This is a genomic window from Methanosarcina horonobensis HB-1 = JCM 15518, assembly GCF_000970285.1.
Classification (GTDB): Archaea; Halobacteriota; Methanosarcinia; order Methanosarcinales; family Methanosarcinaceae; genus Methanosarcina; species Methanosarcina horonobensis.
Genome location: NZ_CP009516.1, coordinates 4,782,488 through 4,805,625, shown reverse-complemented (window position 1 = coordinate 4,805,625; position 23,138 = coordinate 4,782,488). Strand labels below are relative to the sequence as shown.

At 41.8% G+C, this 23,138-nt stretch carries 21 protein-coding genes and 2 tRNA genes; 8 read left to right on the top strand and 15 right to left on the bottom strand.

All coding sequences use genetic code 11. From position 1 onward, the window contains the following. Positions 1 to 95: 95 nt before the first annotated feature. Positions 96 to 1,439 (bottom strand): ATP-binding protein, encoded by a 1,344-nt coding sequence (locus tag MSHOH_RS20895; protein WP_048142621.1) that lies wholly within the window; start codon positions 1,437 to 1,439, stop codon positions 96 to 98. A 276-nt stretch (positions 1,440 to 1,715) separates the two neighbouring features. On the opposite strand from MSHOH_RS20895, the gene MSHOH_RS20890 reads away from it, so the two are divergent. After that, positions 1,716 to 2,324 carry an NAD(P)H-dependent oxidoreductase gene (locus tag MSHOH_RS20890; protein ID WP_048142619.1) on the top strand — a complete coding sequence of 203 codons (609 nt, stop codon included), beginning with the start codon at positions 1,716 to 1,718 and terminating at the stop codon, positions 2,322 to 2,324. A 14-nt stretch (positions 2,325 to 2,338) separates the two neighbouring features. Here MSHOH_RS20890 and MSHOH_RS20885 read toward each other — a convergent pair whose 3' ends face one another. Further along, positions 2,339 to 3,271 carry a tetratricopeptide repeat protein gene (locus MSHOH_RS20885; RefSeq protein ID WP_048142617.1) on the bottom strand — a complete coding sequence of 311 codons (933 nt, stop codon included), beginning with the start codon at positions 3,269 to 3,271 and terminating at the stop codon, positions 2,339 to 2,341. 698 nt (positions 3,272 to 3,969) lie between these two features. On the opposite strand from MSHOH_RS20885, the gene MSHOH_RS20875 reads away from it, so the two are divergent. After that, entirely contained in the window at positions 3,970 to 4,962 is a 993-nt protein-coding gene (locus MSHOH_RS20875) for a helix-turn-helix transcriptional regulator (protein WP_082089446.1), read from the top strand. Positions 4,963 to 4,969: 7 nt separating this feature from the next. Here MSHOH_RS20875 and MSHOH_RS20870 read toward each other — a convergent pair whose 3' ends face one another. Further along, positions 4,970 to 6,040, bottom strand: coding sequence for a formate--phosphoribosylaminoimidazolecarboxamide ligase (locus MSHOH_RS20870; RefSeq protein ID WP_048142614.1), 1,071 nt, complete (start codon positions 6,038 to 6,040; stop codon positions 4,970 to 4,972). Between the two features lie 199 nt (positions 6,041 to 6,239). Between MSHOH_RS20870 and MSHOH_RS20865 the strand changes: the two genes are divergently transcribed. Together MSHOH_RS20865 and truA are read left to right on the top strand one after the other, a co-directional pair. After that, positions 6,240 to 7,196, top strand: coding sequence for an ArsR/SmtB family transcription factor (locus MSHOH_RS20865; RefSeq protein ID WP_048142612.1), 957 nt, complete (start codon positions 6,240 to 6,242; stop codon positions 7,194 to 7,196). An 11-nt stretch (positions 7,197 to 7,207) separates the two neighbouring features. Next, entirely contained in the window at positions 7,208 to 8,017 is an 810-nt protein-coding gene (gene truA / locus MSHOH_RS20860) for a tRNA pseudouridine(38-40) synthase TruA (RefSeq protein ID WP_048142610.1), read from the top strand. 112 nt (positions 8,018 to 8,129) lie between these two features. On the opposite strand, the gene MSHOH_RS20855 is transcribed toward truA, so the two are convergent. The 8 genes from MSHOH_RS20855 to MSHOH_RS20820 form a co-directional block, all read right to left on the bottom strand. Further along, positions 8,130 to 9,176 carry a TRM11 family SAM-dependent methyltransferase gene (locus MSHOH_RS20855; protein WP_048142608.1) on the bottom strand — a complete coding sequence of 349 codons (1,047 nt, stop codon included), beginning with the start codon at positions 9,174 to 9,176 and terminating at the stop codon, positions 8,130 to 8,132. A 358-nt stretch (positions 9,177 to 9,534) separates the two neighbouring features. Further along, complete coding sequence (locus tag MSHOH_RS20850) at positions 9,535 to 9,822, bottom strand: YunC family protein (protein ID WP_048142606.1); 288 nt, start codon at positions 9,820 to 9,822, stop codon at positions 9,535 to 9,537. Between the two features lie 41 nt (positions 9,823 to 9,863). After that, positions 9,864 to 10,673, bottom strand: coding sequence for a hypothetical protein (locus tag MSHOH_RS20845; RefSeq protein ID WP_239451086.1), 810 nt, complete (start codon positions 10,671 to 10,673; stop codon positions 9,864 to 9,866). 80 nt (positions 10,674 to 10,753) lie between these two features. Next, on the bottom strand, positions 10,754 to 11,644 hold the full coding sequence (gene map / locus MSHOH_RS20840) for a type II methionyl aminopeptidase (protein ID WP_048142604.1): 891 nt from the start codon (positions 11,642 to 11,644) through the stop codon (positions 10,754 to 10,756). A gap of 201 nt (positions 11,645 to 11,845) precedes the next feature. Further along, the gene (locus tag MSHOH_RS20835; RefSeq protein ID WP_048142602.1) at positions 11,846 to 13,027 is read right to left on the bottom strand and encodes a M24 family metallopeptidase; all 1,182 of its coding nucleotides are present in this window, start codon (positions 13,025 to 13,027) and stop codon (positions 11,846 to 11,848) included. A 168-nt stretch (positions 13,028 to 13,195) separates the two neighbouring features. Beyond that, positions 13,196 to 13,858, bottom strand: coding sequence for a hypothetical protein (locus MSHOH_RS20830; RefSeq protein ID WP_048142600.1), 663 nt, complete (start codon positions 13,856 to 13,858; stop codon positions 13,196 to 13,198). Positions 13,859 to 14,096: 238 nt separating this feature from the next. After that, a tRNA-Asp gene (locus MSHOH_RS20825) sits at positions 14,097 to 14,169 on the bottom strand. A gap of 110 nt (positions 14,170 to 14,279) precedes the next feature. After that, a tRNA-Tyr gene (locus MSHOH_RS20820) sits at positions 14,280 to 14,392 on the bottom strand. A gap of 262 nt (positions 14,393 to 14,654) precedes the next feature. Here MSHOH_RS20820 and MSHOH_RS20815 point away from each other — a divergent pair. Continuing rightward, positions 14,655 to 14,993, top strand: coding sequence for a protease inhibitor I42 family protein (locus MSHOH_RS20815; RefSeq protein WP_048142598.1), 339 nt, complete (start codon positions 14,655 to 14,657; stop codon positions 14,991 to 14,993). A 364-nt stretch (positions 14,994 to 15,357) separates the two neighbouring features. On the opposite strand, the gene MSHOH_RS20810 is transcribed toward MSHOH_RS20815, so the two are convergent. Then, positions 15,358 to 16,554: a methionine adenosyltransferase gene (locus MSHOH_RS20810; RefSeq protein WP_048142596.1), complete on the bottom strand. Its 1,197-nt coding sequence runs from the start codon at positions 16,552 to 16,554 to the stop codon at positions 15,358 to 15,360. Positions 16,555 to 17,118: 564 nt separating this feature from the next. On the opposite strand from MSHOH_RS20810, the gene hisG reads away from it, so the two are divergent. From hisG to hisB, 3 genes are all read left to right on the top strand, one after another. Further along, positions 17,119 to 17,988, top strand: a complete 870-nt coding sequence (hisG, locus tag MSHOH_RS20805) for an ATP phosphoribosyltransferase (protein WP_048142594.1) — start codon at positions 17,119 to 17,121, stop codon at positions 17,986 to 17,988. A gap of 102 nt (positions 17,989 to 18,090) precedes the next feature. Beyond that, positions 18,091 to 18,828, top strand: a complete 738-nt coding sequence (gene hisA / locus MSHOH_RS20800; protein WP_048142593.1) for a 1-(5-phosphoribosyl)-5-[(5-phosphoribosylamino)methylideneamino]imidazole-4-carboxamide isomerase — start codon at positions 18,091 to 18,093, stop codon at positions 18,826 to 18,828. Positions 18,829 to 18,983: 155 nt separating this feature from the next. After that, positions 18,984 to 19,559 (top strand): imidazoleglycerol-phosphate dehydratase HisB, encoded by a 576-nt coding sequence (hisB, locus tag MSHOH_RS20795; RefSeq protein WP_048142591.1) that lies wholly within the window; start codon positions 18,984 to 18,986, stop codon positions 19,557 to 19,559. Positions 19,560 to 19,597: 38 nt separating this feature from the next. Here the strand turns inward: hisB and fdhD are convergent, their stop codons facing one another. The 3 genes from fdhD to MSHOH_RS20780 form a co-directional block, all read right to left on the bottom strand. Further along, positions 19,598 to 20,341, bottom strand: coding sequence for a formate dehydrogenase accessory sulfurtransferase FdhD (fdhD, locus tag MSHOH_RS20790; protein WP_048142589.1), 744 nt, complete (start codon positions 20,339 to 20,341; stop codon positions 19,598 to 19,600). 101 nt (positions 20,342 to 20,442) lie between these two features. Next, positions 20,443 to 21,996 carry a DUF7289 family protein gene (locus tag MSHOH_RS20785; RefSeq protein WP_052730955.1) on the bottom strand — a complete coding sequence of 518 codons (1,554 nt, stop codon included), beginning with the start codon at positions 21,994 to 21,996 and terminating at the stop codon, positions 20,443 to 20,445. A 183-nt stretch (positions 21,997 to 22,179) separates the two neighbouring features. Beyond that, a complete protein-coding gene (locus MSHOH_RS20780; protein ID WP_048142587.1) occupies positions 22,180 to 23,112 on the bottom strand; it encodes a DUF7289 family protein in 933 nt (310 codons plus the stop codon). Positions 23,113 to 23,138 lie beyond the last annotated feature (26 nt).

Below are 23,138 nucleotides of genomic sequence, written 5' to 3'. Positions count from 1 at the left end.
AATGGTTAACAAATGGTTAACAATCCTTTCTGTTTTGTACTTATTTTCCCGTAAATCTGATTAACAGACGCTCTGCTTTGAGGAACTGCTTTATCTTATGTAAATTGCTCCGGAACTTGAGTTTTTGTTTCTTCTCTTCCTTCTTTGCATGGTCCGAGGGCGTTTGGCTCTCCTCCTCCGTGCCAGCTTCTCCTTGGACGGATGCGCACCATATGGACAGATTCGGAATGATCGTCCACTATCAATGCAGCTCCTCTTTCACTACCCATTTTCTTCAGATATGCCCTGAGGTTTTCCTGCATATAAAGAGGTCTTGAGGTCTCAAGGGCAAGGATATCATCACTTGAAGTAAGGCGGTGGCAGATAAGAAGGTCGCTCTGCGAGACAACGTCAGGGTGAAGGCTTGCAGGCCTCTGGGTTGCCAGTACAAGGGAGAGCCCTGGCTGCCTGCCCTGTCTGAGGCAGCGGTTAATAAGCACCTCCGAAGCGAGACTTTCTCTCCCTGCAGGTAAGAAGATATGAGCCTCATCTATGAAAAGCCAGACAAGAGGAAACTCTTTATCTTCCAGTTTTTCCCCCATCTGTTTCTTTTCATAAATTCTTCTTGCCTCAAGCCGCTCCTCATAAAGCCTGCCTGCAAGAATCGATACTGCTGCGGCGCAGACATTTTCGTTTTCAAGGGTGCTCACATCAAGAACTGTTGTCCTGCCCCCTGTTATCAGTTCGGATATAGATGTCCCTTCTTTAGAGAAAAGCCCCCAGGACTTGACAGCCCTGAAATAGTTTTCCGCAGCCCCTTTAGATGCTGAATCCGAACGGGAGTCCAGGAATATCTCATTGATAACATCTTCAAAAGAATATGGATCACCTTTCTCCCGAAGAGATTCTATAGTCCTTACAAGCAAAATTCCAAGAGGAGAAACCTCTTCAATCCTGAGGGTTCTACACCACTGGCTACCTGAGAGCTCCCTGATTGAAATGGAAAATGGCTTTACCCCTATGTTTCGCTTTTCATAAGCGTCAACCTTTCCTGCCGGAACAAAAACCTCAATTCCGAGTCCTGAAGGGGTTAGTTCCCAGTTTTTGAGTCTTACTGCTTCGGATATGTTCGGATTCCTCATTGTCCAGAAAATCCCCATGGTATCAATGATAAGGGACCCAAGATTCCCTTTAATGGGTTCAGGAAGAAAAGCAAGCTCTTCCAGTATACAGCCCATTGTATAGGACTTTCCGTATCCTCTTTTTCCGCAAATCAAAATGGCATGAGGTTTCAGGGCATCAAGATAAACAGCAGCCCCCCTCGAATGGTCAAGTGCCATGTAGTTTCCGAGAAACAGAAGACCTTCTCCAGCATTTTCTTCGTTCCCGAGCACGCGCAATGTCACGTTGAATTTTCTCCCAAAAGCGGGTCTGAAATCTTTATTCTCTCTTTCAGACATTTTGAATGTATTTGACTGAAAAATACTTAAAATAATTTATTCAGTTCCAATTTAATAAATTCTCTAAATTTAAATTTCTCAGGTTTTAGCATCATTTCTCCCAATATTTAATTTCATTAGACCTCAACCAGTTCCGAATTTACTTTAACTGATTTACTTTAACTGAAATCTAGACGGAGTTTAAAAACTTCATATGAAATGAAGATCAAAAGATCCATTTAGTAAAGTATTTTTCGGAAGAAACTGGACATATAAGAGTAAGAGAGGTAAGAATTGATGAAAATATCAGTAATTCTCGGGCATCCAGATAAAGACAGTTTTAATCATGCGATTGCAAACACGGTTGTAGAAACCCTGTTGAATAATAGGCACGATGTAATTTTCCACGACCTATATAAAGAAAACTTTGATCCAGTAACTACAGGTCAGGAAATTCGTAAGGGCGCCTCTTTAGAAAGAGTGATAGAAGAACACTGTAATGAGATTAGTAAAGCAGAAGGGATTGTTATAGTTCATCCCAACTGGTGGGGTCAGCCACCTGCGATTTTAAAAGGATGGGTGGATAGAATTTTACGTCCGGGAGTGGCATATGAATTTAAAGAAGGGGACAGCGGTGAAGGAGTACCAGTAGGATTATTAAATGCAAAAACAGCCCTGGTTTTCAATACAGGAGATACACCTGAAGAAAGGGAACTGCAGGTCTTTGGTGATCCTCTTGAGGTACTCTGGAAAAAATGTATTTTCGACTTTTGCGGAGTAGAAACCTTTTACAGGAGAATGTTTGGAGTGATAATTACCAGTAAACTTGAGGAACGCCAGAAATGGTTAAAAGAGGTGGAAAATACAGTAGATATGTATTTCCCTCGTAATTTTTCAGTTGTTTGAATATTATTTTATTTTTAATCTGTTTTCTTTAAGTTATCGAGTGCCCTTTTAACCCCAATCCTGGGGTTAAGCTTTAATGCGGTTTCAAAATGTTTTATTGCTTCTGTATCATTTCCCTGTAATTGGAAGATTTCGCCTAAAGCTCTGTGAATTTTTGATTTTGTATCTTTGTCAGAATATCTTTTTAGTCTTTTATTTAGGGGATCTATAAATACATCATATTTTTTAGGGTTGGGATTTGAAGATAATTCTTCTTTTAATTCTTTTATGGCTTCAAGAAATTCGACATCATTTCCTGTATCGATGCAGTGAAGTCTGTATAATCCGGAATCAATGAAAGTCCCTTCAAAAGTATAACGGTAAACTTTGTTTTTATCATGTATCAGGTACAGGATTTTCTTTTTAGTGTCAAAACGGTAGCTTTTTGCCCAGTTTAGCTCGGATCCGATCGTCTCAGGAGTCTTTTTCCATAACAATTTTTTATTCTTTATATCAAAGAAAAACAGCTTACAGCTATCCGACTTACTTGTGCTTTCCAGTGCCTGACAGACAGCAAAGCTTCCATCATCTGAAATGCCTGTTGAGCCTAAATTTGCCCTGCATCTTTGCCTGATCAGAGTTTCTCCATCTGCATTTATTATATTGAATACTCCATACATGCCCTTAGAGGTCAAATCGCTGATTATAAACACTCCCAATTTTGAAACCATCCCATTATCAAGGTGTTTCATTTTAACTTGAAGTTTTACCTTCCCACGTTCTAATAAAATATATTTCCCATTTTCACTTAGACTGTTCCATGCCAGTATGAATTTGCTGTTTGGTGACTGATGATATTTCCCTGTAAAATCACCTATTGATATAAAATTATCATTTATCGAGTAGTTTAATTTGGGAGAATTCTGAGAACATTTTACTTTGTTTTTAAACGAATCAAATAAACCCATTTTATGAACACCAAAAACATGTATTTCTTAATCAAGGACTATTTATCGTGTATAAATATCTAATTCTTTAAAATGTTTTTGAATCTGATAGATAGTTTCTGTTGCTTCTTTCTTTATTCCTTGCATTTCTCAAAAATTTTCTAATCTTGTTTTTCAATAATTTTTCGTAAATTTACATGCCCTGTCAAGTGAAGTTTAGTCAGGCAAAAAAAAGCAATACATTCAGTATCAATTAATGATGTTATCAAATTAAGGTCATATTTCTTTATTCCCTTAGTTATATGTTTCTTTCTGATGTCTATCTTCTTTATAAAATGTTCACAAATGAAGAAAAATCCTTTATACATTTTCTCTGAATAGAAATGTTTATTTATTTATGGGATAAAAATAAGCTCTGCAGAATCTATACCTGAGTCTACATGACTGTTAATTTGCTAACAATTTGTATCAGGTCTTTCTGTCAGGCAAATAGACAGGAAAAGTATTACACCTGGCAAACTATTGTTTAAGGGGAGTTGTGGTTCATAGTCGTGGTTCATGATAGAGGCAACTATGCCCTGTTTGGGCAAAAGATCAGGATAAAGTTTACTGCCTTGGGTATGGATCAATCTGAGGTGTATGCGAAGCTGTATAGGTGTATGTGATAGCTGTATATCTGTTACAGCTTATGATTTGTTAGAGTATGGTGGTGGGTAGATGTGGATTCTCTTCATAAAGATACGCTGATAGATTTGCTTTTCAGGTCAGATAATAGAAGAAAGATTTTGCTTTTCCTCAAGGACGGGTCAAAGAATATTGAAGAAATCACAGGGTTTCTGGGCTCTTCCTGTACTGCGGTTCTTCCTCAGATAAAAAGATTGACCGAAAAGGGACTGGTTAAGCAGGAAGGTAAAAATTACAGGCTTTCTACAGTTGGATTGATTGTCACTGAAAAGATGGTTCCTCTTTTGGGAACTCTCGAGATTTTTGAAGATAATCTTGATTACTGGGTACAGAGAGATCTTACAGGGATTCCTTCTTTTTTGCTTTTGAAGCTTGATATGCTAGCTCGATGCAAAGTGATTGAACCCCAGCTTAACAGAATGTTTGAGCCACCTGAAGAATTTATAAATTCTCTCAAGAAGTCCACGGAAATTATGTATTTTTCTTCGTTTTTTCAGCCCTGCTTCTCAGGATTTGATCAGGATTTTTTGAAGAAAAAGACAACTTCTACTTTTATTTTTACACAAAATTTTTTTGAACGAATTTTCAGTCCCCAACCTGGAGAAGCCGAATATTTATTATTGCCGAAGAACTCGAATCTCCATATCTATGACGGCACTTCTTCCGTAGTCTCGCTTACGGTAACCGAGAGGTTTATGGCACTATTGCTTCTCAATAAAAAAGGAAAACTTGACCAGAATCTTCTAATAAATTCAGAGATCAAGGCGATCGAATGGGGTAAAGAACTTTTTATGTACTACAGAGGAATTTCTGAAAAAATATCTGAAGAAAAAACTAATTATTTTATCTCTGAAAAAGATCCCAATGTGGAAAAAGTCCTGGTTTACGAAAAGCCCTCTGTTATGAGAAAAGCAGGGGAAAATCAGATCTCAGGAAGCCGCTTCACCCTGAGAGTCAAATCTAAAATTCCAATGAAATTTAATTCCCTGAAAGCTGCTGAGGATCTTCAGCAGTTTCAGAATACTTAACAAAACCTCAGGATATTATTTTATCCAGCTGTTTTGTCCTGGCTGCCTCTTTAATTTCCTGGGCTATTCTCCTTCCGGTTGAGAGATCTTCCTGGATAAGATCTGCATAAGGAGAACCTGAGATGTAAAGGTTCGTTCCTGCAACAATCCGGGCAGAAATCTCGAATACCTTAATTTCAAGCTCATCGGTAAACACAGTTTCAAGGCAGAAAGCTCCTATCATCCCGCCGAAAAGGCCAAGGGATTCTTCAACCACTCTTTCTCCAAGAGAGAAGATCAGAGGCAGGAGTGATTCCCTTGCAACGAGGGGCACGTTTCCTGTAACCACATACGTCGGGCGGATTCCTGCTTCTATGAGTTCTCTCGGGGAACCAAGTCTGAAGATCTCATCGGCATTGGATTCCACCCTGCGGTCCATACTCAGGAGTTCAAGGCTGCCTTCGCTTAAGGTGTACCCTTCGTTCCGGATCGGGGAGTAGAAGTAGTGCAGATAGTAGCGGGTTCCGGTAATGAATTCCTGAATTGTGTACTTCTGGGTGCGGTCTACGAGTTCGTCGAATTCTTCATAGGTTTTTGCAACGAAGAAGCCTTTTCCTCCTTTTGCTCCGTTGTACTTGACCATTACAGGTCCATTAATATCACGTGGATCATCGATTTTTCCGGGCATGTGAATGCCTGCACCGAGCAGCCATTCCCGCTCTTTATCCCTATCCGATTCCCATTCCAGTACAGCCCGGTTCCCGAAGGTAGGTACAGCCATTTCTGCGAAATTCTCTGTACCCAGATACGCAACAAATGAACCGTGCGGAATAATAATTACATTCTTCTTTCTAAGCTCCTCAACTTTGTTCATTATGTCTGCATAACTGTCGACAATGAGATATTCATCAGGTTTTGCTTTGGGAAATGCCTCATAGAACTTGGGTGGCTTGCCAACGCAGATCCCCAGAGTTCTGAAGCCTTCTTTTCGCGCTCCGTCAAAGATTTGAAGGCTTGAATGAGAACATACTGTTGCAATAGTAATGTTATCTAAATCGTAATTTTTCAGAAATTCAAGAACCTGCTGTTTTGTGATCATGATTGCTACCAGCGGAAAATTTAGATTAGAATACACAATGCTATATTTAAGCTTAAGGGCAGGATTCTATATATAAATATAGTAGTGGATCTATAATAACGAGCAAAAAATAAAACTTTATATTGAGATCGGTGCAAAATACAATATAGAGTACAATCAAAAAATACTGATAAAAAGGTTTTTAACTAAGGAAATAAGCATGAACGGGTTTGAAGATCAAGACGGTTTATCTGAAACCGGCGAACCTCCCCAGGGGCCTGGACTCGGGGAGCAGGATAACAGAGTACTTGTTCTCCCTGTAAACGGAGACTCAAGAAAAATTACCCAGATTCTTTCCAACGAAACCTCATTAAAGATCCTTGAACTCCTTGGGAAGAAAAGCATGTCTGCAACGAACATTGCAGAAGAGCTGAATCTCCCCCTTACCACGGTGAAATACAATCTTGATTCTCTGGTTGAATCCGACCTTATCAAGGTCAAGCAGATAAAATGGAGTCAGAAAGGGCGTCAAGTTAAGATTTATGAATCAGTCGAAAAGCTGATTGTCCTTGTTCCCTCCAGAAACCCGATAGATAAACTCTCAATTATAAGTCTGCTGCAAAAATATATCGGAGTAATAGGTGCAGCAGTCTTTGCAGCTGCAGGAATAGAGTACCTCTCAGCCTATCTGAGGGCAAAAAGTATTATTGATGCCACTGCTCCTTTGCGGATGGGGGTTACGGGACCGGCAAATGAGACTTATCCAGCAGCAACAATTATGGAGAATGTTGAAGATGGGAGTCCGAGTCCTAAAGCAGGAAGTCCTGACTCTACTTTTGACAAGCAGGAAGTCCCGGAAGAGGAGGTAATGACCGAGAGCCCTGAGGCTTTTGCCGGAGAGCAGGCAATGGACAGAGCAGGGGCAGAAAATCTGTCTTCAGGAACGGAAACTACTACCCTGGATGCGGAGAGTGCTGAAATTTCTGTTCCTGAAGAGCTGGATTCGGGCCAGGGACTGCCCACAGTTCCTCCCGAGGGACTTACACACTTGGGAGGGTTACATGGGATTTATGACACACTTTCCCTTCATCCTGGGGTCTGGTTCCTTTTTGGTTGCATCTTTGTAATATTTTTGATAATTGTAAGAGAAGTCTATTATAAGAAAAAAACCAAGTAATCAGGGATTGTATGAGAGTCGCTTTAAAACTTGCATACATAGGCACCGAGTTTCATGGGTCCCAGATTCAGCCGAATGTCGAAACAGTGGAGAAAGAAATCTTCAAAGCTCTTCGGAACCTCAGGATTATAGAAAGCCCCAAGTCTGCTAACTATACCTGTGCGGGCAGGACTGATGCAGGGGTTCATGCCCTTGGACAGATTATTGCTTTTGATACGGACAAACCGAACATGGCAATTCCCAGAATCGTTAACTCCGAACTCCCTCCAACTGTATGGACATGGGCTCATGCAGAAGTTCCCTTCGATTTTGATGCCAGGAGAAGTGCAATTTCCAGACACTACCGCTACGTAATGAGTGGCGAAGATTACGACATTTCAAAGATGAGGGAAGCTTCAAAACTGTTGCTCGGAACCCATGATTTCGAAAACTTTTCCAGATCAAACGGAGAAAAAAGTACGTTTCGTACTCTGGAGAGAATTAATGTCCGCGTAGACGGAGAAATTACAAAGATTGACGTTGTTGGCAACAGTTTTCTCTGGAATATGGTAAGGAAAATAGTAACCGCTCTCTCAATGATCGGAAAAGGAGTGCGTGATACTGACTGGCTTATCCAGATGTTAAATCCAGAGATTTATGAAGAAGGAATTGAACCGGCTCCCGCTTACGGGTTAACCCTTATGGGAGTAAACTATGGAGATAATATAGAATGGATTGAAGACGACTACTCAATACGAAGGGCAAGCGACCAGAACTACAAACGTATTCTCAGACACAGGGTTATGGCTGAAGTGCTCGGGGAATTAATTTCCACTGAGTGAATATCTTTTATTTCCCCGTTCTTTTTCTGTTTTATCTACTTTTTATCTATTTCTTTACTTTAATCCGGTTACTGGCTCTTTTTTTCGCTTTTACCCTTTTTTCCCGGCAATTCTAGTTTTTATCCTTCTGGAAAATTGTTATTATCCTTGTGAGGCTCCTGTGCACTCTCTGGACATAGATCTCAAGAACCTTAAGCCCGGCTTTTTCCCCGTACTCAAATGCTGCCTTATCCGAGACAACCACCGCAATTCCTCCGGGTTTCAGTACACGCTGGATCTCTGAAAGAGCACCCGAATAGAGCTCTTCTAAGGATCCGGCAAGGATTGCTGCCGATCTGCCGTAGGGAGGATCAGTGACCACCGCATCGATTGTAGAATCCTTTAGAGGAATCCTGCAGGCATCTCCTTCCATCAGGATGTAGTCCAGTTTATAGGCTTCAAGGTTCATGTGAGCCCCGAGGACAAGTTTTTCCTGAGCATCGATTCCGATAACCCTTGCACCCACGAGCCCTGCTTCTACGAGTATGCCTGCAGTGCCGCAGAAAGGGTCCAGAAAAAGCTCTCCGGGCTTTATTCCGGATAAGTTTGTAAGGGCACGGGCAACCCTCGGCATAAGTACCCCAGGGTGGAAAAAAGGCTTGTTCTGGGGAGTCCTGACTTCGTATGCACTCCTGTCAACCGAAGATAAGAGAGTGCCAAGTACTGCTTTTTCACTCAGGATTAGCCGAAATTCCACATCAGGACTTTTCAGGTTTGCTCTGAAGCCTTTCCTGTAGATGCAGCCTCCGATCTTCTGCTCCAGATACTCGCATGGGAAATCAACATGATGTTTGATCCTCTTTGCCCTGACAACAAAACTTTCTCCCTCTTTTATATATCCTGCAGGTTCAAAGGCTTCCGCAAGCTTCAGGACGGTTTCAGGCCTGCTTTCAGCAATTCCGACTACTTTCAATATATGATGAGTCATTGCCAGCCTTTCGGTTACAACGCCTGTAAGAGTTCTTTCAATATCCTCTTCTTTGCCTGCTATGTCCACTACAAGGCACTGGTCAACCCTGACATGGGGGCGGAAATCAAGTTCCTCGATTTTGAGGCAGGCAAGAACTTCGGCAGCTGGCAGTTCTTCGTGTTCTCCAGATAATTCAAAAGCGTATAACATGATAATCCGAAATGATTTATTTAGTTCGAAATTTCTTCAGTAAATTCGAAATGTCCTGATGCGATTCAAAACAACTTCCTGGGGTAAGGAGTAAAGATACTAAGTATTATACATTTAAAAGTATACCAAGCCTATTTTTTATTCATGTTCTAAACTTACTGGCTAAGAGAGCGTTGGGCAGGATATTGAGATCAGAAACGGGCTGCATGTTAGTAAAGGCAGGATTACATGTAAGGAAAAGAGTTGCCTGAACAAGAAGGAGTCTGTAAGAGATCAATTGTGATATATGTGATAGGTCGGTGTAATTGGTGGAAGCATGTAAGAGACCGCAAAGATGCCTGTGAAACAGTTCTGTCCTTCAGAACATTTTTTCCAGTGCTTCCCTACCTGTCATCCCGGTTTCAACTCCAAGTTCCCTGGCAAACTTTGTTACTTCGACAACAGTGGCTTTGAGCATATCTCCGAAACTCTGTACGCCTTTTACTTTTACTGCTACATCCCCAAGGGTTTCTGCGGCACTGACATTGAGGTAGCCACACATCAGAAAACCCTTCTCTGCCCTTATAACCAGCAGAGGGTACTTCTGCATCTCAAATCGGAGACCAAGAGCGCATCCGTTTTCAAGTGGAATCTGTTCGATGAGCATGTTTTTCTGAATAAGCTTCAAAGAAGATTAACTTTTTGGGCTCAGATCAGACTCCGGTTAATTTCGTTAAGAATATTTTTGAAAAATTTAGTAGGCTGCCTGGCTTCTGTGTTAATTCCGGCATTCAGGGTTTTGTTTTCTCCTGTTAAGCTCTTATTTTCTGCGCTTTTATTCATGTTTATTTTCTTATCCTGCAGTTCGGCTTTAAAGCTTTCATTTTCCGAAAACTTTATAGTAATATTTTTTTCAGAGCTGAAATTACCTCTCAGTAGTGTACGTTTATTCTCAAACTCAATACTTTTGTTCTCAAGCCCTTCAGTCAGTTCTGCATCAAAACCCTTGGGAAGAGTGATTGTAACGCTCGAGTCCGGAGTACCCATTAACCATATTGTTGTTCCGGGACCTGCTTCTTCTTTAAAACCATACATTACACTGGCGCGGTTTGTAATCGATGATCTTTTTTCAGTCCTTCCAAGGGCTTCTGCAGAGATCCAGAATTCAATGTCTTTTAACTCTACAGTATCTGAAGTTGAGTTAAGCTTTACATCGGATTCTTCTTCTATGGTTTTCTCCATTTTATCTCTTAAAAGAATTTCCATTTTCAGAATTTCCCAGGCATTAACGAAACCGTTGTTATTGCCTGTTTCTCCGTCTATGAGGCTCCTGAAAAAAACAGCTTCATTATCCGTTATTTTCTCGTCGTAATTCCATGTCATCCCATCTCTTTCCAGTGTGACATTATTTCCTGGAATAAAGGCTGCAGCACAGGGTTCTGCGAGAAGGGCAGGAGTAAGGAGAGTAACCAGTAAAAGACTGGTTAAGAGGAGGTGATGCATTTTCAAAACTGTCAACTCTTTTTTATTTGTCTTTCAGTTTATTCATTTTTCTGTTTTTCCATGACCTTTTTCCATTACTTCCTTTTTTCCATAACTTACTTAGTTGTGACTTCACATCCGTCCCTGGTTATTATTACTGTGTGTTCTGCCTGGGACACAAGCCCTCCGGCACTTTCAATAAGTACGGGATAAGAGTGGAGGATTCCGGCTTTTTCCAGTTGGAGTAATGAAAAGTCAAGCTTATCTGAGTTGAGCCAGCGCTTTGCAAAGGGAAGTTCCCTGTACTCTTCTGCCTGCTTGAGGACATTTCTGACAGCTGGCATGCGGACAGGTTTTTTCCTTATAATGCTGTATATCTCTGCCCAACTTCCGTCGTGTACAAGTCCTGTCCCATTTGTTGCAAAAGGTTCGATTGCAAGCACATCTCCTTTCCTAAGTATAACTCCTCCTTCTATGCGTTTATTGGGCACTGAGGGGTCGTCATGAGCTTCATACTGAGAAAGTCCGTGGCCTGAAAGGTTAGTAATAGGGCTTAAACCGTAGTTGCGAATACTCTCTTCTATTGCAGCTCCTATCTCCCCTGTGCTTACTCCAGGCTTCATAAGGTCGATAGCTGCTGCAAGGGCATCTTCGGATGCCTTCAGAATATCGGAATTACCTGAGAGATCCACAGTCACTGCCGAGTCTGCTATGTACCCGTCAACATGGACTCCGAGGTCCAGCTTCACCATATCTTTACCGAAGACATCTTTGTCCCCTGCTTTCGGAGTTGCATGTGCAGCTTCTTCATTTCTTGAGATATTGCACGGAAAGGCGGGCCTGCCCCCCAGTTCTATGGTTTTCTTTTCAACAAATTCGGCAACTTCAAGCAGGCTGTTTCCAAATCTTATCATGTCTGCAGCTTCAGCCCTTACAATTTTCAGGATTCTGCCTGCTTCCCTATACTTTTCGAGGATATCTTCTCTGTTGCATATATTGTCGGTTATATTAACCCCACCTTGATAATTCGCGATAAATTTTCCTTATTTACCTGTTTTTAAGCTTTATTGAGCTATATTTTGCCAGTAACTCTAGTTATGAGTTTCTATTCATGAATAAAGAATATAATACCTTTTCCTGCCCTTCACTGAGTTTTTAATGCATTTCCGGGCACTTAAAGTAAATTATGGTAATAATCTGTTACTTAATTATAAGAAAGATTTTAATACAAATTTCTTTTCCAGTCGTGTAAGATTTTCGCATCCTTTTTCAGTAACCAGCACCATATCTTCGAGCCGAATTCCTCCAATTCCAGGGTAATACAATCCTGGCTCGATAGTTATCACATTTCCTGCTTCAAGGAGAAAATTGCTTTCTCCTACTCCGGGAAGCTCATGGATGTCAAGTCCCACTCCATGTCCTGTGGAGTGTGTAAATCCGGCTTTTGACCCACTTCTATAAGTGTGATAGCCCCGTTCTTCAAACAGGTTGCAGACTACATTATGTATCACAGATGCCTGCACTCCGGGCTTGACCATACTCAGTGCTTTTTCCTGGGCTTCAAACACGGTTTCGTACATTGCTTTCAGTTTCTCCGAAGCTTCACCCCTGAGCACTGTGCGAGTCATATCAGCAAAATAGCGCTTCTTTTTGCTTCTCGGGAAGATATCAATTATAATTGGAGCGTTTGCCCTGAGTGGCCCATCCGTAGTCCCATGGGGATTTGCGGTATCTTCTCCGCAGGAGACGATAGTTTCTTCGGCTTCGCATCCGAAATCGAGCAGGGTATGGTCAATGATTGAATTCACTTTAGCCCCGGTAAGTAATTCTCCTTCAAAATGGAGCATGCCTTCTTTTTCTTCTGATCCTGCTATCAGGGCAATAGCTGCCTCCATTGCCTTTTCTCCTGCCATCTGGGCATACTTTATGGCTTCAATTTCTTCCTGCCTCTTCACGCTCCTCATTTTCCTGAAAGGGCTCTTTATGGGCACAATGATGAAACCTGCTTCTGTAAGATAGTTTGAATAAAAGACAGGAAAATCGTAGGGAACTGCAATCCTTTTTACCTTTTCTCCGAGAAGCAGCTCGGATATGCAGGCTGCATAAGCAATAGTTGTATCTTTTTTCTCTTTGATTTTCTCGCGGTAGCCAAATTCCTGGGTAGTTTTTATGTTTGAAACTCTTGATTCTATTTCAGCTCTTCCGCGCTCCATTTCCGAAATAAAAAGGATTTCTTTCCCGGCTCCTGTTTGCAGGTAAACAAATTCGTCCGATGCAAGGAAGCGGGTTACATAGTAAATATCGGCATTATGAATATTCCCTGTCATCAGGTAAGCATCTGCTTTTGCTTCTTCGAGGTTTTTTTTTATGCTGAAGTCTGTCTCTTTCATGCAGGGTAATTCTGGCGTTTGTAGATAAAGTTGTTATCGTCACTTTGCAGGCAGGCCTGTAGCGGGTCCAATGCGGAACACAATTCTGGTGCTGACAACAAATTCAATTCGGGTTTTACCTTATTAAGCATCCTTTAGCTGGCATTCAGGTTTCTTCAGGTCTCTTTTTCAGATTTCTTCATGATTTTTTTCCCCGTCTCTGACTTCTTTTTCTACCTTTTTTATTTCATACTCAAGAACGAAAAGTTCCTCAAGCATTGTGAAATATCGGTCAAGGGAAGCTGTCATCTCGTCTGAAAACCTGAGAACGCATATGTATTTTCGTCTTCCTCTCTCTTTTACCCACACTCTGTCTTTTCCAACTTCGTGGTTTTCATCTTTCAGGTCTGTGAAAATTTCTGCAGCACAGCCAAGGATCATTCGAATGCTTGACGTCAGATCCTTCCGTGTTTTTTCTTTTTTAAACTCAACATAGTCATGGGAAATGTCTGCCTGGAACAATCCGTTTCTGTGTATCCAGTAATCATCCCTGTTAAGATTATCTTCGACAATATCCTGTATGTGGAGGGGTAAGTCCTCAAGACGCGATAGTTTTTTCGATCCATCTTTGCCAATCTCAACATTCTCAGAATAGTCTTCACTTCTCAGCTGAGACATATTTGAACTCATTTCCCTTTGAATCCACTCAAGAGAGAAATTTTTGGTAGCTTCAATAAATGTACGGGTTTCCTTCTCCATTTTTTCTCTGGTACTTTTTATCTCTTTGCCGAGGATGCTGACTCTTTCGGATCTTTTCCCGGAGCAATCCAGATTATAGGGCTTGGTTCCCATTTTATGATCTCCTGATCCAGCTTTATTCCTCTATTCTTCCTTTTTTACTTGTTTTCTATGAGTAAATGTTTTTTATGGAAAGGTTTCAGAATTCAGTTAGGATTCAGGATATGGGACTCGACTTAAAAGGGCTGAACTCAAATAGAAAATTCTGAATTAAAGAGTTCTTTGTAAAAAACAGGTCAGATATAAAGTGTGCAATTAATTTGGGAAAGTTGTCAAATTCAAAAAAAAGAAGCGCCCGGACCGGGATTCGAACCCGAGTCGGAGCCTCGACAGGGCTCCATGATAGGCCTCTACACTATCCGGACACTTCGGTCTTTTTAGCTGCTGTTTTGCCCGCGTTGCGAGCAAACCTTAAATGTCTTTCCGGTATATAAATGTTCCCGTTGACTGATTTCGATTCTGGTGAAAGTTCAGGTCCCGCCTCCCAGACTCGAACCGGGGACATCGCGGTGCCTGCGCAGAGATGTACGGGAGAAACCCGCACGAGCCGAACTACAGCCGCGCACTCTACCACTGAGTTAAGGCGGGACAATGATACTGATCCAGTGCTGCACAGGGCTACACTGCTTCAGTGCACCATCTCCATATATGGTGATGGTATTTATGTTTTTCGCTGGAAGCAAGTAATAATGGTTAACATCTATAACCTTTTTTATATTTATCAAAAATACTTTTGTATATTACAGAGAACATAATGCATAATTACAGTGAGAAAACGGACCGATCTTACAAGTATTTTAGATATACTTTACAACACAACATATCTCTTAATACCGAAGGGGTAGGGAACATGGTCGCCCAGATTTTTACCAACGCCAACAATTTTGATACGGTCAGCATTAACCTTGGAGACACTTTTGTAATAAAACTCAGGGATCAGCCCGGAGAGCACCTGTATAGCAAGGATGAGCCTGTTGCCGAAACTGTATGGGAAATGCAGGTTGAGGAAGGGATCAAACTGCTTCGGGAAGAATTTATTCCGGATGTCCCGGATACGAAAACTGTTCCAGGAGTTCATGAATGGGAGTATGAGGCTATAAAACCAGGCACCTGGGAGATTGAAGGTACTTATGATATTATCCGTTTTGGAGGCGAGGAGAAGTTCAAACTAACTGTCAAGGTCATCTGAAAAATTTCCCATAATATATAATTTTTCTTTTTTAGTTTTCCTTGAATAATTAAAAAAACATACTCAAATAGACGAAGATATAATTTTCATGCCTTAAATGGGCTTGTCAGCCAAGAAATATTGACAAAACAAAGAGTATTGAGTACCTGAGCTGCAATGGACTCAACAGATATCGAAAAGTAAAAAATATCATTTTTGAATAGGAATCCCGTTTTAAAAATCATTTTTTTGATCCTGCACTGTTAATACTGGCTGTTAAGGCAGGTATGATAAAAAGCAGACGTAACAAAAAAGATATGAAAAGAACCTTGAGGTTCCTCTCGATATTTCCAGTCTCATATTATAGTCTCAGATTCTGATATTATTAGAAGGTGTTCAGTTCTCCTCTGATGACCATTTCCGTAATCTTTGTCACATTGGAGAGCCAGTCATCGATTACTACTTCAGTTTCCGATTTTACATTTGCAAAGGAAGTGCCTTCTTTTGGAATGATCTGAGCGCTTGCCACAAGTGGCTGGTCAATGGGCTTTCCTATCTGGGAGAGAAGTCTGATATAGACATCCTGTACGTCCGGAACCTGTTTTACTATATCCCTGGCCATCTGTGTCGAGAGGAGGTTATAGATCTTTCCTATATGGTTAATCGGGTTCTTTCCGCTGGTTGCCTCCATACTCATAGGCCTGTTAGGTGTGATTAACCCGTTGCAGCGGTTTCCGCGCCCTACCGAACCGTCATCACCCATTTCAGCTGAAGTTCCGGTGACTGTAAGGAAGACACAGCTCGTTTTCAGGTTATCGCCTGTGTTAATATAGACATTTACATCTCGTTCTGTATATCGAGTTGCAAGCTCTTCCACGTAGGTCTTCATTTCCTGGGTCATGTTTATGTAGCTGTCCAGGTCGTCAATGTATCTGCCTATCATGCCGCTGCATATGGTGAGGGTAATGTCTTCTCCGTCCCTCAGCCCCATAACTTTCATATCTTCTCCTATTGCAGGCATGCGGGACTTCAGGTCAGTAAGGAGCTGCCTCTCTGTATTGTATACGATATTTTCAAGTTCGGAAAATGGGGCATGTCCAACTCCGAAAGAAGTGTCGTTTGCAACAGGGACTCTATCTCTTTTGAAGACATCTCTCAGGTCTGAAGACCCTGTTCCGAGTTTGCAGTCCATGATCACGTCTCTTTCGAGATCCATATTCACCATAGTCTTTCTCAGATAATTCCGGGCAGCCTGGAGGGCTACGGATTCTGTGGCAAGCTCGACTCCATCGAACTCTTTTGTGGCTCTGCCTACCAGAAGCATGTATATGGGCTGCAGTACCTCTCCCCCCCCGAATTTCGGGCTGGACCTTCCGGCTACTATCTGGGTTTCATCAGTGTTGTGATGGAGTACAGCTCCACATTTGGTTATGTATTCCCTGCATAGCGCTCGGCTGACGGCTTCGGCAAGTCCGTCCGATATGCTGTCAGGGTGCCCTATCCCCTTACGTTCAACAAGCTCTATCTGTTGCTTTTCGATCGGGGTCTGCAAGAGCTCTTCCACTTTTATGTTTCGGGCCATTTGGATCCTCTTTTTTTCAAAATTATTGGTACTTTTATTGCTAGATGTTAATATTACCGCTTTATTAATCTTTAGTCTGTTGCCGTAATCAGCCTCTTTTCTCAAGGTTTCAAATTAATTCTTTATGTTATTACAACATTAATAATATTATTTATATGATTCAATAGTCTTTTTCTATTAAATTACTACGGCTATATAATGTTTCTCATATTCATTACTGAGGGTAATATTGCATTTTTAAAAGACTGTTTTCAATTTCAGTATCAAAAATCCATCTATTCCTCTATGTAAAAAATTATTTCGCTGTGGATGGAATTCTCCTTATCAACAGGGTTTCAGGAAAAAAGGTTTACACTTATCCTTACCGTGAAGTCTATATTATACAAGTGTATTTTGGATAAATGTTTTATACAGAATTAACATACCCGGTGTAAGCTTCCCGGAAGATCATTTATTAGATTAGTTCGATCACTTATTAGATCAGTCAGGTCAATTATATCATCAGATCGCTTATTAGAGGAATATCATCAGATCACTTATTAGAGGAATTAGAGGACAGAGCAGATGATTCGCATTGCAATACCCAACAAAGGGCGCCTTCACGAACCCACAATGTCTATTTTTAAAGATGCCGGACTCCCCATTAGCGGAGGAGCCGAAAGCCGAATACTATTCGCAAAAACTACGGACCCTGATATTCATGTTCTCTTTGCCAGGGCTGCTGATATCCCTGAGTATGTGCAGGACGGAGCTGCGGACGTTGGCATTACAGGAATGGACCTGATTACGGAAAGAGGGGCAGATGTTGAAGCCCTTCTGGACCTTAAATTCGGGAGAGCGAGCCTTGTCCTGGCTGTTCCGGAAGACTCGGGGTTCGAGAAAGCACAGGACCTTGAAGGTAAAAAAGTGGCAACCGAATTTCCGGAGATCACACGCCAGTACTTCAAAAACCTTGGAATTAAAGTTGAAGTTATAAAAGTCAGCGGGGCCTGCGAGATGACTCCTCATGTGGGAATTGCAGACGCCATTGTAGACATCTCAAGCTCAGGGACAACTCTCATGATAAACCACCTGAAAGCTATCGATACAGTCTTTTCTTCTACTGTCCATCTGATCGCTAACAAAAAAAGCCTCAGGGAAAAGGAAAAAATCCTGGATATAAAAACTGCACTCGAAAGCGTGCTTAACGCAAAGAAAAAACGCTATCTCATGATGAACGTTCCCGAAGCTTCCCTTCAAGCAGTAAAAGAGGTCCTGCCAGGAATGTCAGGTCCAACAGTCATGAAGGTCGAGTCCAGCAGGCATTCTGAAGAATCATTCCTTGCCGTTCACGCTGTCGTGGACGCGGACCTGATCTTTAGCATAGTAAACAAACTCAGGAACGTCGGTGCACGGGACGTCCTTGTTGTTCCCATAGAAAGAATAATGCCCTGAAGTGGGATAGAGATATCAAAATAAGGACATAAAAATGCCAAAGCGGAAAGACGCTTCCATACAGATAGCTTTCACAGATATATGCCGGAGATGTAACTTTTTATGGTTTTTGAAGTAATTCCTGCAGTGGATATGAGAGGAGGAAAATGTGTCCAGCTGGTACAGGGAGTGCCTGGCAGCGAGATCGTATCTCTTGATGATCCTCTCGCAGTTGCCCTTGACTGGGTAAGTAAAGGGGCAAAAACCCTTCATCTGGTGGATCTTGACGGAGCAATCGAAGGGGAAAGAAAAAACGCCCCGATTATTGAAAAGATCGTCAGAACCTGCAGGGAGAAAGGTGTGAGTATTCAGGTTGGAGGAGGTGTAAGGAGCTTTGAAGATGCAGCCTCCCTTCTTGAGCTCGGGGTTTCAAGGGTAATTCTCGGAACTGCTGCCCTCCAGAACCCTGAAATGGTAAAACAGCTTTCCAGGACCTTTGGAAGCCCACGTGTAAACGTTGCGCTGGATGCAAAGAATGGAAAAATCTCAATTAAAGGCTGGACCGAAGAGTGCGCACAAACTCCTGTCGAAATGGGCAGAAAGTTTGAAGATCTTGGAGCCGGCAGCCTTCTCTTTACGAACATCGACACCGAAGGCTTAATGCAGGGAGTAAACCCTGTTCCGACAAAGGAGCTTGTGGAGTCTGTCAGCATTCCTGTAATCGCATCCGGGGGAGTAAGCTCACTGGCAGATATAATAATTCTGAAAAAAACCGGAGCTTCAGGCGTTGTGGTAGGCAGTGCCCTTTACACAGGCAGGTTCACTCTTGAAGAGGCAATTAAAGCCGCCCTTGGAGACTGATCTGGTTGTTATCTGATTGGGAAGCTTATTTTTACTTCTAAGCTGCTCGATTACTCAGCCCTCTTCCCTGATTTTTCCCAGGCAGACCGAACACAAAGAACAATAAGCAGCAAAACCCAAAGTATTTAATTATTTTAAAGAGAATGTGATGCTGTATGAGAACAAGTATAATTTCCCGTAAGACAAAGGAAACCGACATTCAGCTTGAGATTAACCTTGACGGTAAGGGCATTGCGGATGTCAGTACAGGGATCGGGTTTTTTGATCATATGCTTACTTCTTTTGCAAGGCACGCCGAGTTTGACCTTAAAGTTCGTGCCGAAGGCGACCTTTATGTGGACGAGCATCACCTCATTGAGGATACGGGAATAGTCCTTGGAAAGGCTCTTGCCGAAGCCCTTGGAGATATGTCAGGAATCGCCCGTTTCGGGGAAGCCAGAATTCCAATGGATGAGGCTCTTGCCGAAGTTGCCCTGGATGTCGGCGGGCGCAGCTATCTGGTTCTGAAAGCTGATTTTGTTGCTCCCCAGGTAGGGCAGTTCAGTACCCAGCTTGTGAAACACTTCTTCGAGACCCTTGCCTCAAATGCGAAAATTACCATACACGCGAGTGTCTACGGGGATAACGATCACCATAAAATCGAGGCTCTTTTCAAGGCTTTTGCTTACGCGATGAAAAGGGCTGTAAAAATTGAAGGCAAGGAAGTAAAAAGCACGAAAGGTACTCTCTAATAGAGCTGAACAATGCTTCGATTCTTTTTTATCTTTTATTATGTTGTATTGACCCGCCACTCATTTGCAAATACTAACATTGATTCCTGCCTTAGCTGCCCAACAAGGCAAATATTCATTTTTTTTGCAGCTTCGACTCCGGAGTCAAATGGCATGGCTTTGGTAGCAACGAGAGGAATTCCTGCACGAGCTGCTTTTGTGACCATGTAGGCAGGCTGCCTGCCTGTGGAAAGCATGTAATGCTGTGAGAGGTCAAGCCCTCTGAGAAGAGCAGTGCTTACTACTTTGTCCACGGCATTATGTCTGCCTACGTCAACAATCTGGACTGCAAGCTTTCCTTCTCGGTCTATAAGTGCGGCGAGGTGAGTACCTCTGGTAAGTTTGTATGTATCGGACTCAAGATACCCATTGCCTGCAAAAAGGGCTTCCGGGTCAAAAACAGTGTCTGAGTTCACAAATATTTGTTTTCCAGCTTCTCTGGCTGCTTCCCTGGGGAGTTCATATTGAACGGAGCTCTTTTCCTTTTTTGTCAGGATATGGACCTCGTTACCTTCAACCTCAACTCCGGCAATCTCAGTGAAACTGAGAACTCCTTCCGTAATCAGATGGCCTACTGCAAGTTCTTTCAGTTCAAGCGGGGAGGCAAAAAGAGTTGTAAACGGTTTGCCGTCAAGAAAAAGTTTAACAGGGCATTCTTTTGCAAGCAACACTTCGGTGTTTTCAGCCCTGCCGTCGGAATGGACTCTTCTGGCAGGGTAAGGGATTGTGTATTTTTCAGGCATCTTTTTTCTGAAATTCGATACGTCCTTCTTACTTATTATCTCATTGATCGTTTTTCATTTTTAGTACACCTAGAAAGCAAATGTAATTTTGCCCTTTCTTTTTAGTTGTTAATTATCTCATAATCTGCGCTGCAGTCAAAGTATGTGCTTCCTGAATCAAAATTAATTCTTAGGAACTCGTTATTGGTAGGTGATGGTCCTATGTTGTAAAGATTTATTGCTGAGTTATTATGTGGCCACCAGCTAATCAAGTTATTTCCGTCAACCTGTAATTGGGTACCGGATAAGTACGATTGAAGCCTGTAAGTTAAATTTGATTCATAGTCTGAATAATCTTTTACCTGCATTCCCGTAACTTTCCCTTGATCCACATACTCACCATTAATGTACATCTTAACATTAAAATTGAAGTTTGTAATTTGCTTTCCGCTCATATCTGCAGTTCCAGACATCTGGTCCCCATCTATTACAAGCTTTACAATATCATTCTTGCTAAGTTCCTTTTTGAAACCGTCAATTTTAACCCAGCAATTGTTATTTTTTGTATTTTTAAATTGAATGTAAGTTCCTGAGGGAATAACCCCTCCAATTCCATTTTTGTTTAATATAGTCCGGTTTCCATGAATTAGTTCGCTCCCGGATTCATCCTCATCTTCGTCGGACTCGGAATCATTGGTCCCTTCATCGGACTCAGAATTGCTGACTTCTCCATTGTCCAGAACACCACCAGCTCCCAGTTCTGCCAGAATAACAGATTTGCTGACATAGAGCCTTTCAAGGTTTTTACTGCCGTTATCCAGGAAAGAAACATATACAGTATCCGAGCTTACTTTATCTATCGTATAATCCGTTTCATATTCAAGGCCTGCATTTTTTGCGGTTTCGTTGAGGTAGGATACCCAGGCATCTGGATATCCCGTGAGTATTGTGCAGGTAAAAGAATCAATTCCTCCTGAGTCATTGCTGTCATAGACAGGTTCGGTATAAAGCCCTGTCAGCCTCAAAGAAGCATCAGTGTTTGAAGAAACACTATCAGGGTCTCCTGTCATTTTGATTGCGTGGATTGAGACGGTATAGTTAGTCCCATTTGTCTGTTTTATATTGAATGAAGGAGACTGCCTCATCAATGATCTGTCTTTTTGAGAAAGGATAAGGGCTCCGTTTTCATACCTGAAGACCTGGTCCATGTACTCCCTATTATTCGAATAATAGGTAACACCTCCGCAGTCCAGGACTTGAGGGGAAGCTAGGATCGCAGACCTTTCGGGAGTTATGGTCATTCTATAGCGTTCCGTGTTTACTGAAAGTGTCCCGCTTGATTTTGAAGGTTCCAGAATCGGAATTTCTCCTCCTCCCATACTGAACGAAACAGTTACAGGGAATCCATATGCTGATGCATTTGAGTCCGAAGACGTAAAGAGAGATACCATATCTGCTGTTGATTTGAGTTCAGCCATATCTTTCTGAACCTTACTCATGTGTGATTGTTCTGCATCAGTTTTCCACGTCGGGACATACTCAATCCTGACAACTGCAAGTACAGTAAATATGATGCTCAGCAGCAAAACTGCCGCAACTACGGTAGCTCCTGCAGATTCCGAGTTAAAGAGGCTTTTTCTTGCCTTTTCCCTGCTTCCGTTCTTTCTGGTCTTCATAGCTAGACATCACATAATTTTTTATTTAATATTTTTCAAATATAAATCCTTGAATTTCCGTTTTTTAATTTCCTACCTTTTAATGTCTACTTTTTAGTCCTTATACTGAAGGCGGCTTAATTTGGCTTATTTTATTCCAGTTCGATTTAGTCTGTTATCTATGAGCAACAGTAGTTACAAAGTTCAGATCAAACCATTAATCAGCTCTGCATTAGCTGTGGTTTTGCCAACGTAAAGTCTGTCCAGGCTGCTGTCACTTCCGTTTTCCGGAAATGAAAGGTACAGGTAATCATTTTCTACAATATCAAGGGTGTAATCTTTATCTTTCTCCAGTCCGGCTCCTTTCATCGTTTCGTTAAAATAGGCCTCCCAGGCTTCCGGATGGGTAGTGTTTATTTTTAAAGCAAAAGAACTCATGTTTTCGTGGTCTTCACTGTCATAGAAAGAGCTAAATGAACAGTCTCTAAGGCGAACGGAACAGTCCGAGTTTGATGAAAGGGAGTCTGCAAAACCTCGTATTTCGATTGCATTGATTGAAAAACTGTAGTTTTTATCCGAAACTTCGGAGACGCGGATCATTGGATAAAGTTTCATGACCGATTGTTCTTTTTGCGCAAGAATCAAAGCTCCGTTTTCATACTTGAAGATCTGGTTCACATAATAATTATTATTAGAGGTGTAGGAAATGGTGCCGCAGTTTATAACCCTCTCACTACCATTTACCGGAGTTACTATTGTCATGTTGCACGCATCTGCGTTTACGGAAACTATTCCGCTGAATCTTGAGGAACCGGTAAGAGGCATTTCCATGCTTCCGGTACGAAGGGGCATTATTATAGTAATATTTGAGGTTGTGGAGTTCTGGTCTGACATCAGGAGTATTGTAGTCCTGTCTATTTTCGATTTGAGTTTTGTCACATCCTCCCATACATCGGCCACATGGGAGTGTTCTGCGTCAGTTTTCCATTCAGGGACATATCCCAGATGAACTACAGAAAAAACTGAAAATACTATCCCTAAAAGCAAAATAAATGCTATAGCTGTCGATGCGGCAGATTCGGACCGAAAAAAAGAGTACGGGTAGGGGTCGAATTCGCTGCCCCTGTTTCTCTTCATGCTTCCCCTATCCCCCTGTTTTTTTC

Bases quoted from the DNA above. Each gene is read 5' to 3' on its own strand.
- MSHOH_RS20895 (WP_048142621.1), bottom strand. From the start codon at position 1,439: ATGTCTGAAAGAGAGAATAAAGATTTCAGACCCGCTTTTGGGAGAAAA.
- MSHOH_RS20890 (WP_048142619.1), top strand. From the start codon at position 1,716: ATGAAAATATCAGTAATTCTCGGGCATCCAGATAAAGACAGTTTTAAT.
- MSHOH_RS20885 (WP_048142617.1), bottom strand. From the start codon at position 3,271: ATGGGTTTATTTGATTCGTTTAAAAACAAAGTAAAATGTTCTCAGAAT.
- MSHOH_RS20870 (WP_048142614.1), bottom strand. From the start codon at position 6,040: ATGATCACAAAACAGCAGGTTCTTGAATTTCTGAAAAATTACGATTTA.
- MSHOH_RS20865 (WP_048142612.1), top strand. From the start codon at position 6,240: ATGAACGGGTTTGAAGATCAAGACGGTTTATCTGAAACCGGCGAACCT.
- truA (WP_048142610.1), top strand. From the start codon at position 7,208: ATGAGAGTCGCTTTAAAACTTGCATACATAGGCACCGAGTTTCATGGG.
- MSHOH_RS20855 (WP_048142608.1), bottom strand. From the start codon at position 9,176: ATGTTATACGCTTTTGAATTATCTGGAGAACACGAAGAACTGCCAGCT.
- MSHOH_RS20850 (WP_048142606.1), bottom strand. From the start codon at position 9,822: ATGCTCATCGAACAGATTCCACTTGAAAACGGATGCGCTCTTGGTCTC.
- MSHOH_RS20835 (WP_048142602.1), bottom strand. From the start codon at position 13,027: ATGAAAGAGACAGACTTCAGCATAAAAAAAAACCTCGAAGAAGCAAAA.
- MSHOH_RS20830 (WP_048142600.1), bottom strand. From the start codon at position 13,858: ATGGGAACCAAGCCCTATAATCTGGATTGCTCCGGGAAAAGATCCGAA.
- MSHOH_RS20815 (WP_048142598.1), top strand. From the start codon at position 14,655: ATGGTCGCCCAGATTTTTACCAACGCCAACAATTTTGATACGGTCAGC.
- MSHOH_RS20810 (WP_048142596.1), bottom strand. From the start codon at position 16,554: ATGGCCCGAAACATAAAAGTGGAAGAGCTCTTGCAGACCCCGATCGAA.
- hisG (WP_048142594.1), top strand. From the start codon at position 17,119: ATGATTCGCATTGCAATACCCAACAAAGGGCGCCTTCACGAACCCACA.
- hisA (WP_048142593.1), top strand. From the start codon at position 18,091: ATGGTTTTTGAAGTAATTCCTGCAGTGGATATGAGAGGAGGAAAATGT.
- hisB (WP_048142591.1), top strand. From the start codon at position 18,984: ATGAGAACAAGTATAATTTCCCGTAAGACAAAGGAAACCGACATTCAG.
- fdhD (WP_048142589.1), bottom strand. From the start codon at position 20,341: ATGCCTGAAAAATACACAATCCCTTACCCTGCCAGAAGAGTCCATTCC.
- MSHOH_RS20785 (WP_052730955.1), bottom strand. From the start codon at position 21,996: ATGAAGACCAGAAAGAACGGAAGCAGGGAAAAGGCAAGAAAAAGCCTC.
- MSHOH_RS20780 (WP_048142587.1), bottom strand. From the start codon at position 23,112: ATGAAGAGAAACAGGGGCAGCGAATTCGACCCCTACCCGTACTCTTTT.